This window comes from Actinorhabdospora filicis, assembly GCF_030269765.1.
Lineage (GTDB): Bacteria > Actinomycetota > Actinomycetes > Mycobacteriales > Micromonosporaceae > Actinorhabdospora > Actinorhabdospora filicis.
In genome coordinates this window covers 836,895-852,517 of the sequence record NZ_BSTX01000004.1, presented here as the reverse complement: position 1 = coordinate 852,517, position 15,623 = coordinate 836,895, and the positions used below count along the sequence as shown (strand labels likewise).

General features: G+C 66.1%; 11 protein-coding genes. All 11 read right to left on the bottom strand.

Annotated features, from left to right (window positions below):
• Window positions 1-966: 966 nt before the first annotated feature.
• The gene (locus tag QSK10_RS29025; protein WP_285666425.1) at window positions 967-2,721 is read right to left on the bottom strand and encodes an ABC transporter substrate-binding protein; all 1,755 of its coding nucleotides are present in this window, start codon (window positions 2,719-2,721) and stop codon (window positions 967-969) included.
• 130 nt (window positions 2,722-2,851) lie between these two features.
• On the bottom strand, window positions 2,852-3,883 hold the full coding sequence (locus QSK10_RS29020) for an ABC transporter ATP-binding protein (protein ID WP_285666424.1): 1,032 nt from the start codon (window positions 3,881-3,883) through the stop codon (window positions 2,852-2,854).
• The gene (locus tag QSK10_RS29015; protein ID WP_285666422.1) at window positions 3,876-4,985 is read right to left on the bottom strand and encodes an ABC transporter ATP-binding protein; all 1,110 of its coding nucleotides are present in this window, start codon (window positions 4,983-4,985) and stop codon (window positions 3,876-3,878) included. The genes QSK10_RS29020 and QSK10_RS29015 overlap by 8 nt, the downstream gene beginning before the upstream one ends.
• A gap of 34 nt (window positions 4,986-5,019) precedes the next feature.
• Entirely contained in the window at window positions 5,020-6,009 is a 990-nt protein-coding gene (locus QSK10_RS29010) for an ABC transporter permease (protein WP_285666456.1), read from the bottom strand.
• Window positions 6,010-6,122: 113 nt separating this feature from the next.
• Window positions 6,123-7,877 carry an ABC transporter substrate-binding protein gene (locus QSK10_RS29005; protein WP_285666421.1) on the bottom strand — a complete coding sequence of 585 codons (1,755 nt, stop codon included), beginning with the start codon at window positions 7,875-7,877 and terminating at the stop codon, window positions 6,123-6,125.
• Between the two features lie 38 nt (window positions 7,878-7,915).
• Window positions 7,916-8,938: an ABC transporter permease gene (locus tag QSK10_RS29000; protein WP_285666419.1), complete on the bottom strand. Its 1,023-nt coding sequence runs from the start codon at window positions 8,936-8,938 to the stop codon at window positions 7,916-7,918.
• Between the two features lie 454 nt (window positions 8,939-9,392).
• Window positions 9,393-10,403 carry an ABC transporter ATP-binding protein gene (locus tag QSK10_RS28995; protein ID WP_285666418.1) on the bottom strand — a complete coding sequence of 337 codons (1,011 nt, stop codon included), beginning with the start codon at window positions 10,401-10,403 and terminating at the stop codon, window positions 9,393-9,395.
• Window positions 10,396-11,427, bottom strand: a complete 1,032-nt coding sequence (locus QSK10_RS28990; RefSeq protein WP_432705372.1) for an ABC transporter ATP-binding protein — start codon at window positions 11,425-11,427, stop codon at window positions 10,396-10,398. Before QSK10_RS28990 ends, QSK10_RS28995 begins: the two co-directional genes overlap by 8 nt.
• Window positions 11,428-11,432: 5 nt before the next feature.
• The gene (locus QSK10_RS28985) at window positions 11,433-12,341 is read right to left on the bottom strand and encodes an ABC transporter permease (protein ID WP_285666414.1); all 909 of its coding nucleotides are present in this window, start codon (window positions 12,339-12,341) and stop codon (window positions 11,433-11,435) included.
• The gene (locus QSK10_RS28980; RefSeq protein ID WP_285666412.1) at window positions 12,334-13,338 is read right to left on the bottom strand and encodes an ABC transporter permease; all 1,005 of its coding nucleotides are present in this window, start codon (window positions 13,336-13,338) and stop codon (window positions 12,334-12,336) included. Before QSK10_RS28980 ends, QSK10_RS28985 begins: the two co-directional genes overlap by 8 nt.
• A gap of 128 nt (window positions 13,339-13,466) precedes the next feature.
• Window positions 13,467-14,930 carry an ABC transporter substrate-binding protein gene (locus tag QSK10_RS28975; protein WP_285666411.1) on the bottom strand — a complete coding sequence of 488 codons (1,464 nt, stop codon included), beginning with the start codon at window positions 14,928-14,930 and terminating at the stop codon, window positions 13,467-13,469.
• Window positions 14,931-15,623 lie beyond the last annotated feature (693 nt).

Below are 15,623 nucleotides of genomic sequence, written 5' to 3'. Positions count from 1 at the left end.
GGGGGTGGGAGGGCCGGGGCGGGACGGGCGCGGCGGGCGGAGCGTGGCGAGGGGGCGGGCCGGAGGCACGCGGAGGCGGCTGAGGTCGCGGAGGTCGCCGTGGGCGCCTGAGGCCGGAGGCCGAGGGGCGGCCGTGGGCGCGGGGGTGGGGTTTTGGTCGTGTGTCGAAGAATGACGCGCGCGTGCAGCGGCGCAACCAACCCGGTCGGCCACGAAGCACCGTGTGCCGAAGAACAAAGAACGCCTCCGGCTCGGGAGAAATGTTTTGAGCTCCCGGGGTCCAGGGGACGGAGTTCCCTGGTGGGGGTCCAGGGGGCAAAGCCCCTTGGGCACCAAGCGGAGAAGACGACAGGCCACGGCCGCAAGACCCCACGCAGCCGAGAAGAGAAGCCGGGGTGGGGCGACGCGGGGCGGGGCCGGGACAGGGCAAGGCCGGAGCCGGGGTGGAGCGGGGCGAGGCCGGGGCGGTTCGGAGCCGGGGCGGCGCCCCGGCCCTCCCTTTTCAAGCGAGTGACACCTGCGGTGTCACCTCGCCTCACGACCGTTCGGGTCGAGGTAGCAGGCGCTTCGCCCTGCACCAGACCAGGGCCTTGCCCTGGACCCCGGAAGTCAAAACACTTCCCCCGAGCCGATGGAAGCCTCCGCTCTTCGGCACACGGATGCGTCGTGGCCAACCGGGCTGGTTGCGCCGCTGCACGCGCGCGTACCTCTTCACCACCCGATCAAAACACTTCCCCCCGCGTGGGTGGTCACCCTCGCGCCTCAGCACTCGCCTCGCCGTGCGCCTCGGCCTGCGGCCTCGTCACACCCGCCGCCGGATGCGCCGCTCCGCGCGCCTCCGCCTTCCCCTTCTCCTTCTCCCCGCCCACAAAAAACCGCCCCCTCCCGTGGGGTGGGTACGGGAGGGGGCGGACCGTCGATCGACGGTGAGGCGCCCACCGGCCCGGGGGCCGGTGGGCACGAGGCTTACTTCTTGACGTACGCGTTCACCATGGAGATGGTGCCGAGCGCGTCCGACAGCCAGAGGCCGCCGACCTTCGAGCCGCTGAGGCCGAAGTTCTTCCCGTAGAACAGCGGGATCATCGGGGCGAAGTCGGTCATGATCTTCTGGTCCAGCTTGCCCCACTCAGCGACGGCGTCGTTGACGGAGAGCTTGTTGATCCGGTCGATCTCGGCGGAGACGCCCGGGTCGTTGAACCAGATGTTGTCGACGTTGCCCGAGTCGGCGATCGTGCGGCCGTCGTAGATCGGGCCGATGACCGTCGAGCCGGTCGCCCAGTCCTGGCCCCAGTTCTTCGGGTACAGGTCGTAGACGTTGGACGACTTGGTCGTCAGGATGTCCGGGGCGGTGTTCGGGTCGAGCGCGATGGTCTCCAGCTCGATGCCGACGGCCTTGAACTCTTCCTTCATGAACGCCGCGATCTGCTGACCGAGCTCGGTGTTGGCGTAGGCGTACTTCAGCGTGGTCACCTTGCCGGCGAGCAGCTGCTTGGCCTTCTCCTTGTCACCGGTCGGCGCCTGCGGGTACGCGTCGAACTTGTTGTAGCCCAGCGCGGTCGGCGACATCGTGGTGGTGGCGATCGTGCCGGCGGTGGGACCACCGCGCAGCTTCATGTACGCCTCTTTGTTGATGACGTACTGGAGCGCCTTGCGGACGTTGACGTCCTTGACGCGCTCGTTGTTGATCGCGACCCAGTTCACGAAGATGTTGGTGCCCGTGATCACGCGCTCCATCATCTTGGTGTCGCCCACGATCTGCGGAATGAGCGAGGGGTCCTCGTTCATCAGGTCGAAGGACGTCTGGTCGGCACCCTGGTCGGCCATGAGGCGCTGGGTGACCGTCTTCTGGTCCTGACCGAACTTCCACGTCACGGTGTCGACGTACTGGTGACGGATCGGGTCGGTGTTCTTGTCCCAGAACTCGTTCTTCTCGACGGTCATCGACACGCCGATCTGGTAGTCCTTGATCTTGTAAGGACCAGAACCCCAAACGGCCTTGTCGTAGTCGGTCTTGGTGTCCTTGGCGGGCGGGACGGGCGTCGAGATGCCCATCGCGAGCGCGAAGGGGGCCTCGCAGGCCGCGGTCTGGAAGTTGAAGATGATGGTCTTCTCATCCGGAACCTGGACACCGGGCGGAATCGCCGCGCCGCCGTCGTAGGGGCCCTTGTAGTCGGCGTTGTACTCGGCCTTGCCGGTCAGCCACTGCTGAACGTAGTGCGGGCCCTCGGGCAGCGCCGGCGAGAAGGCACGGGCGACACCGTAGGCGATGTCGGACGCCTTGATCGGCGACCCGTCCTGGTACTTGATGCCGTCCTTGAGGGTGTACTTCCAGGTCTTGCAGTCCTTGTTGACGTCGGTGCCGGCGTCGGTGGCCAGGTCGCCCACCACGACCATGCGGCCGTCGCCGAGCTCCTTGTAGTTGGTCAGGCGGCGCGCGACCAGGTCGAGCATCGCCAGCACGTCCACGTAGTACGCACGCGCCGGGTCGGCGTGGTCGAACGCCGCGCGACGGTAGGCGGTGATGTCACCACCGGGCGTGGCGCCGGGGACCTCGGCGGCCGGGCCCTTCGAGTCCTCGGCGGTACCGAGGGCTCCGGTGTTCTGCTTACGGCTGTCGTCGTTACCGGCGGGATCATCGCCGGAGTTCTTGCTGCAGGCGACAACGCTGGTGGCCAACAGGGCGGCGACGCCCGTGGCGACCAGAGCTCTGCGCAGGCTCATCTGTTACTCCTCCTCCTGCCGTCACGTGACCTACGTCATGGTGACGAACGATGCAGCGACGCTACTGCGCTGCTTTCCGTGGTGGATCACGGAAGTACAACAAGGCGATTGCTTTTGGACGCCGGAGGCGTCACTGGGTCTCGGGGTAGTGACAGGCCACTTGAGCGCCCGACGCGATCTGCACCAGGGGTGGCTCCTCCTGCGCGCACTTGTCGGTGGCCTTCCAGCAGCGGGTGCGGAAGCGGCAGCCGGAGGGCGGGTTGAGCGGCGTGGGAACGTCGCCCTCCAGCCGGATCCGGCGGCCGTCGTCCTTGCCCAGCTTCGTCACGTCCGGCACGGCCGAGAGCAGCGCCTTGGTGTACGGGTGAGAGGGGGTGTCGTAGATCTGGTGCCGGTCACCGACCTCGACGATCTTCCCCAGGTACATCACGGCGATCCGATGGCAGAAGTGCCGGACCACCGCCAGGTCGTGCGCGATGAACACGAAGGACAGGTCGAACTCGCGCTGGAGATCGCGCAGCAGGTTGATCACCTGCGCCTGGATCGACACGTCCAGCGCGGAGACGGGCTCGTCGGCGATGATCAGCTTGGGCCGCAGCGCCAGGGCCCGGGCGATCCCGATGCGCTGCCGCTGGCCGCCGGAGAACTCGTGCGGGAAGCGGTTGTAGTGCTCGGGGTTGAGGCCGACGATCTCCAGCAGCTCCTGGACGCGCTTGCGCACACCGCCGGGCGGGTCGATCTTGTTGACCTCGAAGGGCGTGGCGATGATCCGGCCGACCGTGTGCCGCGGGTTCAGCGACGAGTACGGGTCCTGGAAGATGATCTGGATCTCCTGGCGCAGCTTCCGCAGCGACTCGCCCTTGGTGTGGGTGATGTCGCGGCCCTCGTAGAGCAGCTGCCCGCCGGTGGCCTCCAGGAGCCGCACCAGCATCCGGCCGGTGGTGGTCTTGCCGCAGCCGGACTCGCCGACCAGGCCCAGCGACTCGCCGCGGGCGACCTCGAAGTTGAGGCCGTCGACGGCCTGCACGACCTGCTTGTGCCCGAACATGCCGCCGCGGACCGGGAAGTGCTTGGTGAGCCCGCGAACCTGGAGCAGCGGCTGCTCGCCGTTGTCGCCCGTCGCCCGCTCCGCCACCGCGGTGGCGCTCTTGTCCTCACTCACCGTCGGTCTCCTCGCTTCGGCTCTGCAGGTGGCTGCTGGTCAGGATCTCCTCGTTGAGGATCGTGATCCGCTCCCCCTCGGGGAGGTGGCAGGACACGAGGTGCCCCTCGTCGCTGGCCACCGGGGCCAGCTGCGGCACGTCCTTGTCACAGGGGCCGTCGCCGAGCATCGCGTACTTGCAGCGGGGGTTGAACGCGCAGCCGGACGGGATGTTGATCAGGCTGGGCGGGTTGCCGCTGATCGGGTTGAGGTCCTCCTCGGCCGATCCGTACAGCGTGGGCACCGAGTTGAGCAGGCCCCAGGTGTAGGGGTGGTGCGGGGACCGCAGGACCTGCGCGGCACTGCCGTACTCCACCGAGCGGCCGCCGTACATGACCAGCACGTCGTCGGCGACCTGGCTGACCACGCCCAGGTCGTGGGTGATCATGATGATCGCGGAGCGGAACTCGCGCTGCAGGTCGGCCAGCAGCTCCAGGATCTGCGCCTGGACGGTCACGTCGAGGGCCGTGGTCGGCTCGTCGGCGATGATCAGGTCCGGGTTGTTCACCAGGGACATCGCGATCATCGCGCGCTGCCGCATACCGCCGGAGAACTCGTGCGGGTACTGGTCGACGCGCTTGGCCGGCTCGGGGATCCCGACGCGGTCGAGCATCTCGATGGCGCGCTTGCGGGCATCGCTCTTGGACACGTCGTGGTGGATCCGGTAGGCCTCCACGATCTGCGTCCCGATCTTGTAGTACGGGTGCAGGGACGTGAGCGGGTCCTGGAAGATCATCGACATGTCCTTGCCGCGCATCTTGCGCAGCCGGGCCTCCGACAGCCCCACGACGTCGGTGCCGCCCACGGAGACACGGCCGCCGATGGTGGCGCTCTTGGGGTTGTGCAGGCCGAGGATCGCCAGGCTGGTGACGCTCTTGCCGGAACCGGACTCGCCCACGATGCCGAGGGTGCGTCCACGCTGGACGGAGAAGTCCACGCCGTCGACGGCCCGCACGACGCCGTCCTCGGTCTTGAACCGCACCGTGAGGTTCTCGACCTCCAGGTAGGGCGCCTCGTCGGTGGTGTCCTTGGCGGCCGCGGCGGCCTCAGTGACTGTGGTCATCTTGTTGACTCCCGAAACAATCCGTGTCCGCCGGTCAGCTGAGCCGGACCCGAGGGTCGAGCGCGGCGTAGGCCACGTCGACGACGATGTTGGCCACGACGATGAAGACCGTGGCGATGAGGACCGTGGCCATGACCAGCGGCATGTTCAGTTCGCGGGCGGCGGTGACCGTCTGCATGCCCAGGCCCTGCATACCGAACACCGACTCGGTGATCACCGCGCCGCCGAGCAGGCCGCCCAGGCTCAGGCCGGCCATGGTGACGATCGGGTTGATCGCGGCGCGCAGCGCGTGACGCAGGGAGACCTTCGACTTGCGCAGGCCCTTGGCGCGGGCGGTGCGGATGAAGTCCTCGGAGAGCGTCTCCAGCATCTGCGCGCGGCCGAGCCGGGAGTGGTTGGCGGCGTTGATGAGCGCCAGCGACAACCAGGGCAGGATGAACGCCCCCGCCCAGGCGAGCGGGTTCTTGCTGATCGGCACGTATTCGGGGAACGGCAGGATGCCGGTGCCGAAGACGAAAACGTACAACAGGATCGCGGCGAAGAAGAAGACCGGCATGGCCGCGCCGACCAGCGAGAGGCTGATGGCCAGCTTGTCGAAGACCGTTCCCCTTCGCAAGGCGGCGAACACGCCGGCGGTCACACCGATCAGCAACTCGAAGATCCACGCCCCGATCGCGATCGAGACGGTGATCGGCAGCGAGCGCTTCACGATGTCCATCACCGGCTCGTCGGTGCGGAACGAGAAGCCCAGGCAGGGCGCGGGGCAATCCCGCTTCCAGTCTCCGGCGCCGTATTCACGGCCGACGAAGATGCCCTTCATGTAGTCGAAGTACTGCACGTAAATCGGGTCGTCGAGGTGCAGACGGGCATGGATCTGGTCCTTGGTGACCTGGTCGCAACCGCGCGCGCACATCGTGGTCGCCGGGTCGGCGGGCACGGCGAAGAACAGTCCGAAGGCGACGACGCTGATCGCGAACAACGTCAAGACGGCCAGCAGGATCCGCCGGATCAAAAATCGAAACATCAGTTCCACCTCAGGTTCGGCGGCGCCGCGCCGTGTCGGTCTGTCGGTCGATCGGGGTCCGGTGCGGACGGGACGAGCCCGTCCACACCGGACGTTGCCTAACTGGTTTCCGGTCAGCTCTTCAGGAAGAGGGAGGCCGGGTTGACGCAGCCGCTCACCTTGCTCAGGTAGGCGCCACCGATGTTGGAGCCGTACAGCGAGAACGCCCCGTCGTACAGCAGCGGAACGACCGGCGCGTAATCGGTCATGATCTTCTGGTCGAGCTTGGCCCACTCGGGGGCGGCCTGCTCCACGGGAAGCTTCATGATCCGGTCGATCTCGGTCTTGACCTCGGCGTTGTCGAAGTAGGCCGAGTTGTAGTTGCCCTGGTCGGTGATCTCACGGCCGTCCAGGGTCGGCGGGATGATCGTCGAGCCGAGCGGCCAGTCGGCACCCCAGCCGGAGATGTAGAAGTCGTACTTGTTGGCCTTGTCGCCGATGACGTCGTAGTAGCGCTCGGCGTCGACGGCCACCAGCTCGATGTCGAAGCCGGCCTTGGCCAGGTCCTCCTTGATCGCCGCGGCGATCTGCTGGCCGACCGGGGTGTTGCCGTAGGCGTAGGTCAGCTTGACGGACTTGCCGCCCAGCAGGGTCTTGGCCTTCTCCGGGTCACCCGCGGGCGGGACACCGAACGCGTCGAACTTCTTGTAACCGGCGGTGGTCGGCGACATGACCGTGGAGGCGATCTCACCGGCCGGCGGGCCACCGTTCAGCTGCTGGTAGTGCGTCTTGTCGAAGGCGATGTTCAGCGCCTTGCGGACGTTGACGTCGGTCACCCGCTGCGTGTTGATGTTCAGGTACCACACGAACTGGGTGCTACCGGCGATGCTGCGCTTGCGCAGGGCCGGGTCGGTCCAGATCGCGGCCGACTGCGCCGGGTCGACACCGGCGTAGGTGGCCATGTTCGGGTCCTCGTCGGTCTTCAGGCGGTTGGTCGTCGCGACGATGTCGCTGCCGAACTTCCACACGAAGCTGTCGGGGTACTGGTGCCGGGTCGCGTCGGTGCTGGGGTCCCAGTGCTCGTTGCGGACGAGCTCCATGGACGTGCCGCGCGTGTGGCTCTTGATCTTGTACGGGCCCGACGAGAAGGGCACCGAGTCGTAGGCCTCCTTGGTGTCCTTGGCCTCGGGCACCGGCGCGGTGGTGGTCATCGCGGCCGCGAACGGCATGTCGCAGTGCGGCGAGTTGAAGGTGAAGGTGATCTTCTTGTCGCCGTCGACCGTCACACCGGGCGGGACCTTCGCGCCACCGTTGTACGGGCCCTTGTAGGTCGCGTTGTAGTTCTTGTCCCCGGCCAGCCACTGCTGGATGTAGTGGGGACCGGCGGCAGCCTCCGGAGCGAAGGCGCGCGCGACACCGTAGGCGATGTCGGCGGCCTTGATCGGCGAGCCGTCCTCGTACTTGAGGCCGTCCTTGAGGGTGAACTCCCAGACGGTGCAGTCGTTCTTGACGTTCTTGCCCGGGTCCACCGCGAGGTCGCCGACGAGGCGCATCTCAATGGAGCCGTCCGGGAGGAGCGTCTCCTTGTAGGTGGTCAGGGGCCGGTAGATCAGGTTCGCGGTCGCCGAGAACGTCGAAACGTAGACCTTCGCCGGGTCCAGGTGCGCGAAGTCGTTGTTCTGCAGGAACGTGATCGTGCCGCCCTTGCGGCCACCGGGCATCTCCGGAGCCGGGCCCTTGGAGTCCTCGGCGGTGCCGATGAGGCTGTTGCGGGTCTCGTACTGGCCATTGTCGCCAGCTCCGTCATCGCCCTTGTTCTTGCTGCACCCGGCCACGATCAGCGCGGCCGAGAGCGTGGCGGCTATAGCCGCCACATTACGGCGTTTCATTATGTTCTCTCTCCCATCGAGAGTTGCGCTCGCAGTAACTACCGCGAGGACTTGGGGTCCAGTGCGTCCCGCAGCGCGTCGCCGAACAGGTTGAACGCGAGGACCAGCAGGAAGACGGCGCCACCCGTCACAAGGAGGTACATCCACATGCCGTCGAGCTGCATCGTCGCCACGGCCTGGCCGACCAGACGTCCCAGGTCGGGAGTCGGCTCCAGGACACCGATGCCGAGGAAGGACAGCGCGGCCTCGGCGGCGATGAACGCCGGCACGGCCATCGAGAAGGACACCAGGATCGGCGCCCAGACGTTGGGGAGGAGCTGCCGGAAGATGATGTGCATGGGCCCGGCGCCGGAGGCGCGCGCGGCCTCGACGAACTCGCGCTCGCGCAGCCCGATCACCTGACCGCGCACCAGACGCGCGGTGCCCGTCCAGCCGAAGATCAGGAACACCATGATCAGGAAGCTGGCGTTGATCCAGCCCGGGACCTCCTTGGCCTCACCGACCACCACGTTGGCGAAGATCGGCACCGCGGCCATGGCGAAGATGAGGAACGGGAAGGAGAGCATGAAGTCGATGAACCAGCTGATGATCGCGTCGATCCAGCCGCCGAAGTAGCCGGCGATGATGCCGACCACCACACCGAAGAAGATGGCGCCGACCGCCGAGACGAACGAGATCGTCATCGAGGTCCGCATGCCGTAGATCATCTGCATGAAGACGTCGCGCCCGGTTCCGATCTGGATGCCGAGCCAGTGCTCTCCGCTGACACCGTTGAGGTAGCCCAACGGGCGACCGTAGGCGTCCAGCAGATCGGAGTTCATGGTCGTGTAGTCCTTGCCGTACAGCAGGGAGATCAGTGGCGCGCCGTACGCCACGACGAACATGACGACGACGGTCACGAAGGACCAGAACGCCACCTTGTCCCGCTTCAGCCGACGCCAGGCGAGCTTGCCCGGAGAGAGACCGACGAACTTCCTCGCCTCGGCCTCCGGGATCTCCGCCATGACGGCGACCCCGGGACCGGCGGTCTCGGTGACCATCGGCTCCATGGTTCCGCTCATCGCAACCGTCCGTCCTTCCAAACCCACAACCGAACACAGTGACGACGTTCACTGTGGTGTGCTTCGCTGCAACCTAACCCCTGAGGCCCCGGTCACAGGGCGCCGTCCGCCAACGGTTGGGTAACAACTGGATCACGAAAACCCGGCGGACAGAGGCCGGCTATGGACGCATGTTATGGCTGCTCGGAAGGGCGGATCCCAGACGTCCACAAACGAGCGTTAAGGCGCGTCCGGACTGTACTGGGCCATTAATCGTCTGGCGTGGCCCGCGGGTATGAGAGAGACTGCCCTGTTGGCTTCTACCCGCGGGCCGCTTCGCCAGTGAGGTGTCGATCACATCACCGGTGGTCACCGATCATCGCGAGGCGATGACACTGCGCCGCCGAGGGGGAACAAAAAGGCGCCGTGCCCGGGAGTCTCCTCCCGAACACGGCGCCGAAGTGCCGTTGGTGCCCTAGTCGACGGCGTGGACGACGTCGCGCGGCGCGGCGAAGTGGCACGCGTTGGCGTGCGGGGCGCCCTGCCGGATCTGCAGCAGCGGCTCCTCCGAGGCGCACTTGTCGGTCGCCTTCCAGCAACGCGTGCGGAACCGGCAGCCCGAGGGCGGGTTGGCCGGCGAGGGCACGTCGCCTTCGAGGATGATCTCGTCGCGGTGACCCCGCAGCGTCGGGTCCGGCACCGGCACCGCCGACAGCAGCGCCTGCGTGTACGGGTGCATCGGCGAGTCGTAGATCTCGTCCTCGTTGCCGATCTCCACGACCCGGCCCAGGTACATCACGGCCACGCGGTCGGAGATGTGCCGGACCACCGAGAGGTCGTGGGCGATGAACACATAGGACAGACCCAGGTCGTCCTGGAGCTGCTCCAGGAGGTTGATGACCTGACCCTGGATCGACACGTCCAGCGCCGAGACCGGCTCGTCGCAGATCAGGATCTCCGGCTTCAGGGCCAGCGCGCGGGCGATGCCGATGCGCTGACGCTGACCACCGGAGAACTGGTGCGGGTACCGGTTGATGTGGTCGGGGTTCAGGCCGACCATGTCCAGCAGGTCCTGCACCGCGCGGCGGCGGCCGGACTTCGGGACGGCGTCCTCGTGGATCTCGAAGGGCTCGCCGATGATGTCGCCGACCGTCATGCGCGGGTTCAGCGACGTGTACGGGTCCTGGAACACCATCTGGACGTTGCGGCGCAGCCGGCGCATGCCCGCCTTGCCGAGCCGCGTGACGTCCTCACCCCGCACCGAGATCGAGCCGCCGGTCGGCTTCTCCAGGCCCACCAGCATCTTGGCGAGGGTGGACTTGCCGCAGCCCGACTCGCCCACGACACCGAGCGTCTCGCCCTTGCGCAGCTGGAGGCTGACGCCGTCGACGGCCTTGACCTGACCGACGGTGGACTTGAAGACGATGCCCTGCTTGATCGGGAAGTGCTTCTTGAGGTCGGTGACCTCCAACGCGATGTCACTCACCGTTGATCACCTCCGCGGAGAAGTGGCAGGCGGCGGCGCGGTCGGCGGCCACCGTTTCCAACAGCGGGATGTCCGTGCGGCAGACGTCCTGCGCGTAGTGGCAGCGCGCCGCGAAGGCGCAGCCGGGCGGGATGTTCGTCAGCACCGGCGGCAGGCCCTCGATGACCTCAAGCTTCTGCCCCTTGGTGTCCAGTCGCGGAATCGACCGCAGCAGCGCCTTGGTGTAGGGGTGCGCGGGCTTGCCGAACAGGTCCAGCACGGGAGCCTGCTCGACGATGCGGCCGGCGTACATGACCGAGATCTTGTCCGCGACGTCGGCGACGACGCCGAGGTCGTGGGTGATCAGGATCAGGCCCATCTGCCGCTCGGCCTGGATCTCGGCCAGCAAGCGCATGATCTGCGCCTGCACCGTGACGTCCAGGGCCGTGGTCGGCTCGTCGGCGATCAGCAGGTCCGGGTCGAGGGCCAGCGCCATGGCGATCATGACGCGCTGGCGCATACCGCCGGAGAACTGGTGCGGGTACTCGTTGATCCGCTGCGCGGCGGCGGGGATCTTGACCAGGTCCAACAGCTCCAGCGACTTCTTCTTCGCCTCGGCCTTGGACATGCCCCGGTGCTTGCGGAACAGCTCGGCGAGCTGGAACCCGACGGTGTAGACCGGGTTCAGCGCCGACAGGGCGTCCTGGAAGACCATCGCCACGTGGTTGGCGCGGACGCGGCGCTTGCGCTCCTTGGACAGCGTCAGCAGATCGACGCCGTGGAACAGCACCTCACCGCCGGCGATCTTCGCCGGGGGCGTCTCCAGGATGCCCATGATCGCCTGCGAGGTCACCGACTTGCCGGAACCGGACTCACCGACGATGGCGAGGGTCTCACCGCGGTTCACGGTGAAGTTGGCGCCGTTGACCGCCTTGGCGATGCCGTCGCGGGTACGGAACTCCACCTGGAGGTCGCGGACGTCGAGCAGCGGCGCCGAGGGGTCGAGCTCCGGCAGGATCTCGGACTGGAACTTCACATCTGCCACTGGACTCACCGCAGCTTCGGGTCGAGGGCGTCCCGGATCGCGTCGCCGAGCAGCACGAACGCGAGAACCGTGACGATCAGGAAGATACTGGGCACGATCAGCAGTCGCGGGTAGCCGCCGGTGAACCAGCCGGCCCCGTTGCTGATCATGATGCCCCAGGTGATCGACGGCGGCTTGATGCCCAGCCCGAGGAAGGACAGGGTCGCCTCGGCGCTGATCAGACCGCCGATGGACAGCGGGATCAGCGATACGACGGGCGCCATCGCGTTGGGGAGGATGTGCCGGAACATGATCCGGCCGTCGGCGGCGCCCAGGGACCGCGCCGCGTGGACGTAGTCCTGGCTGCGGGCCTCCATGACGCTGGCGCGGATCAGGCGCATGGTGTTCGTCCAGCCGAACAGCGCCAGGGTCAGCACCGCCGGGATGATCAGCTCGAACTGTCCCGAGATCAGCGGCAGGTCCACGTCGCGGAACATCGCCAGCAGCAGGATCGAGCCGAGCAGGAAGGGCACCGAGCTGAAGATGTCGACGATGCGGGAGAAGATCGCGTCGACCCAGCGGCCGTAGAAGCCGGCCAGCACGCCGATGAAGCCGCCGACGAGCAGGGTGATGACGACGACCATCAGCGCGAGCTGGATGGAGGGACCCGCTCCGTAGATCGCCTGCGAGTACAGGTCGCAGCCGAACTCGTCGAAGCCCAGGGGGTGACCGGAGACCGGACCCGCCTTGGTCAGCGCGATGTCGCACTGCTTGTAGTCCACCGAGGTGAACAGCGAGGGGAAGAACGCGATCGCGAAGACCACGAGCAGCACCACGACCGAGACGATGACCGTGGGTCGCTTGCGCAGGTCGTGGAAGGCGTCGCTCCACAGGCTGCGCTGCTTGCTCGGCTTGGGAGTCGAGACGTCACTCATAGCGAATCCTCGGGTCCAGAACGGCGTAGAAGAGGTCCACGATCAGGTTGGTGACCATGAAGACCACGGAGGCCAGTGCGACGACCGCGATCACCACCGCGGTGTCATTGGTCTTGACGCCGTTGAAGGCGAGCAGACCCAGACCCGGGATGTTGTAGAGGCCTTCGAGCACCACCGAACCGCCGAGCGCGTCGCCCAGCGCGAACCCGATGACCGTAACGACGGGGATCAGCGAGTTCCGGAGGGTGTGCACGATCGTGACGCGGGTGCGCTTGAGGCCCTTTGCCTTGGCGGTGCGCACGAAGTCGGAGCGCAGGTTCTCCAGCATGCTGGTGCGCGACAGGCGGGTGATGCCGGCGATGCCGAAGACGCCCAGGGCGATGCCGGGGATCACCAGGCTGAGGAAGGGAGCCTTCGCGCTGTAGGTCGGCTGGAAGATCAGGGAGAGGAAACTCTCTCTGCCGAACTGTTCCCGGAACCAGTTTCCGATGATGACGCCGAAGATGTTCTGCACCAGGATCAGCATCAGGAAGCCGGGGATGGCGAGGGTGAAGGTCGTGCCGATCCGGACGAGATAGTCGATGAAGCGGCCCCGGTTCATCGCCGCCAGCACACCGGCGGTGACGCCGAAGAGGGCCCACACCACGGTCGTGATGGCGAAGATGGTCAGGGTGACGGGGATGGCGTTGGCGATCGAGTCGCCGATCTTCACCGACTGGAAGTCGGTGCCGAAGTCGAAGTGACTCCACTGCTGCATCCGGTCGGTGAACATCCCCCAACAGGGATCGCCGACCGACTTCAGGCACGGATCGTCCAGATTGAACTTCTCCATCGTGGCCTGAAGCAACTCGTCGCTGACCGGTTTGTCGCCGAAGAACGTGCGCACCGGGTTGCCGTTGATCTGAATCGCCAGCGACATCAGGTAGTGCAGCATGAACAGGACGACGCTCAGCGTCAGCACCGCTTGGAGTAGCCGCCTGATGACATAACGCCCCACGGGACCCTCCCTCCTTCTTTCTTCTCATCGGATCGGTTCGAGAACGTGGAAAGAGGGTGGTGGCCAGAACCGTTCCAGGTCGGCCACCACCCTCGGTTATTGCTCGTGACTCGCTAGATCAGGCGGAACTACTTGAGCTTGATCTTCACGAAGTCGATGCCACCCAGGATCGGGTTGCGGTCCACGCTCTTGAAGTCGATCTTGTCGCCGATGACCGTGGAGGTACGGCCGGTGTAGAGCGGCGCGACCGGAAGGGTCTCGGTCAGGATCTTCTCGGCGGCGGTGTACTTGGCGTGCGCCTCGGCGATGGTCGGCGCGGCGTTACCCTCGTCCATCAGCTTCTGGAAGTCGGCGTTGTAGTAGCCGAAGTCGTTGTCGCTGCCGTCCTTGGCACCGCTGTAGTACAGCGGACCCATGTAGTTCTCGGAGTCGGCGTAGTCCGGCTGCCAGCCGGTGAAGAACGGGCCGGTGAGCTTGTGGTCCTGCTTCTTCTGCAGGAAGTCATTCCACTCGATGTTCTTCATCTCGTACTCGACGCCGAGGTTCTTGGCGAGCTGGTCGCCGATCGCCTTGAGGATCTTCTCACCGGTACCACCGGAGTTGATCCACAGCTCGACCTTCTTGCCCTTCGGCCAGGTGCTGCTGTCCAGCAGCGCCTTCGCGGCGGCGGGGTCGGTCTTGCAGTAGGTGGCGCAGGTGCCCTCGGTGTAACCCGGGATCATCGTCGGGATGAACGTGGCCAGCGGCTTGCCGCGGCCGGTGAAGATCGCATCGATGATGCCCTGGCGGTCAACGGCCAGCGAGAACGCCTGGCGAACCTTCGGGTCCTTGTAGATGTTGTCGTAGGACGGGAAGCCCAGGCTCCAGGTGCTCGGGGAGTCGGCCTCGATCATCCGGTCGCCGTACTTCTGCTTCGCAGACTCGTACTTGTCCGGAGTCGGCGCCGCGATGTCCAGGCTGCCGGCCTCGAAAGGCGCCCACTGCGAGTTGTTGGAGCCGGTGAAGATGGTGAAGTTCAGCTTCTGGTACGAGGGCTGCTCGCCCTTGTAGTCAGACCACTTCTCCAGCTTGATGCTGGTCTTGTGCTCCCACTTGCCCACGAACTTGAACGGGCCGTTACCGATCGGGGCCTCGTTGCAGGCCTCGATCTGAGCGCGGCACGCGTCAGCGGTCGGGTAGAACGCGGTGTAACCCAGCAGCGCCGGGAAGACGACCCACGGGGTGTCCAGGGTGATCTGGATGGTGGTCGGGTCGACGACCTTCACACCGGAGAGCTCCTTGGCCTTCGGCTCGGCGCCCTTCTGCGGGCCATCGCCGTCCGGGTCCGCACCCGACTGGGTGTCGGCAAAGCCGGTGATCTTGTTGAAGAAGTAGGAACCGCTGTTGGCGTTGGGGCCGTAAACGGTGTAGTCCCAGGCCTTCTTGAAGGTGTTGGCGTCGATCGCCTCACCGTTCTGGAAGGTCCAGCCCGACTTGAGCTTGATCGTCCAGACCTTGTTGTCGGTCGAGGTCGGCTGGCCCTCGGCGATGACGGGCTTCAGCGAGCCGTCGTTGTTGTACGTGTAGAGACCCGAGTACACGAGGCGAGTCACCTCGCCACCCTCGGACTCACCGACGTTCGGGGGAACGAGGTTCTTCGGCTCGCCGAGTCCCAGGTTCAGTTCCTGAGAACCGCTACCTGCGTCGTCGCCACCAGAGCCACACGCGGACACAACCAGTCCGGCGATGGCCGCGACGGCGATGGCCGACATGACGCGCTTTGTGCGCATCTACAGCCTCCTGTTTAGGGGGAATTGAGGTCAGGGCCACCGGCTGGCTGGGTCTGGGTCGTGCTCCCCGGCTCCCGGTGATGTGGGCCACCGGCTGCGGCCCATGGATCGGAAACCTAGCTCAGGTTTTTTGAATCTTGAGCGCTCGAAGCCATCGGATGAATAACAACTCGGCCACAACCGATCCGTCACGCATGTGCTGCCAGCTGCGGCAACGGTCATCTTCGGCAATTCAGACAAGATTGGGCGCATCAGCGGTCAACGGGTACTGACCGTTCGTAGGATGGGCACCCAGAGTGACATTCGAAGTCCCAATTCGGACTTAACGGATGTCGTTACTGAAGAGTTACCAGAGAGAATCGCCTCCGTTTTCGGGTCGTTGCCAAAGCGCGACCGGATCGACGGGGCTGCGTGGATTCAGATCTTGTGGTAAAGAGACGCGCCGCGCAAGAGGGCTAGCAGATGATCTTTCATCGACCCCTCTGGGGCACCCCGGAAACGGCTCCCGGGATACCT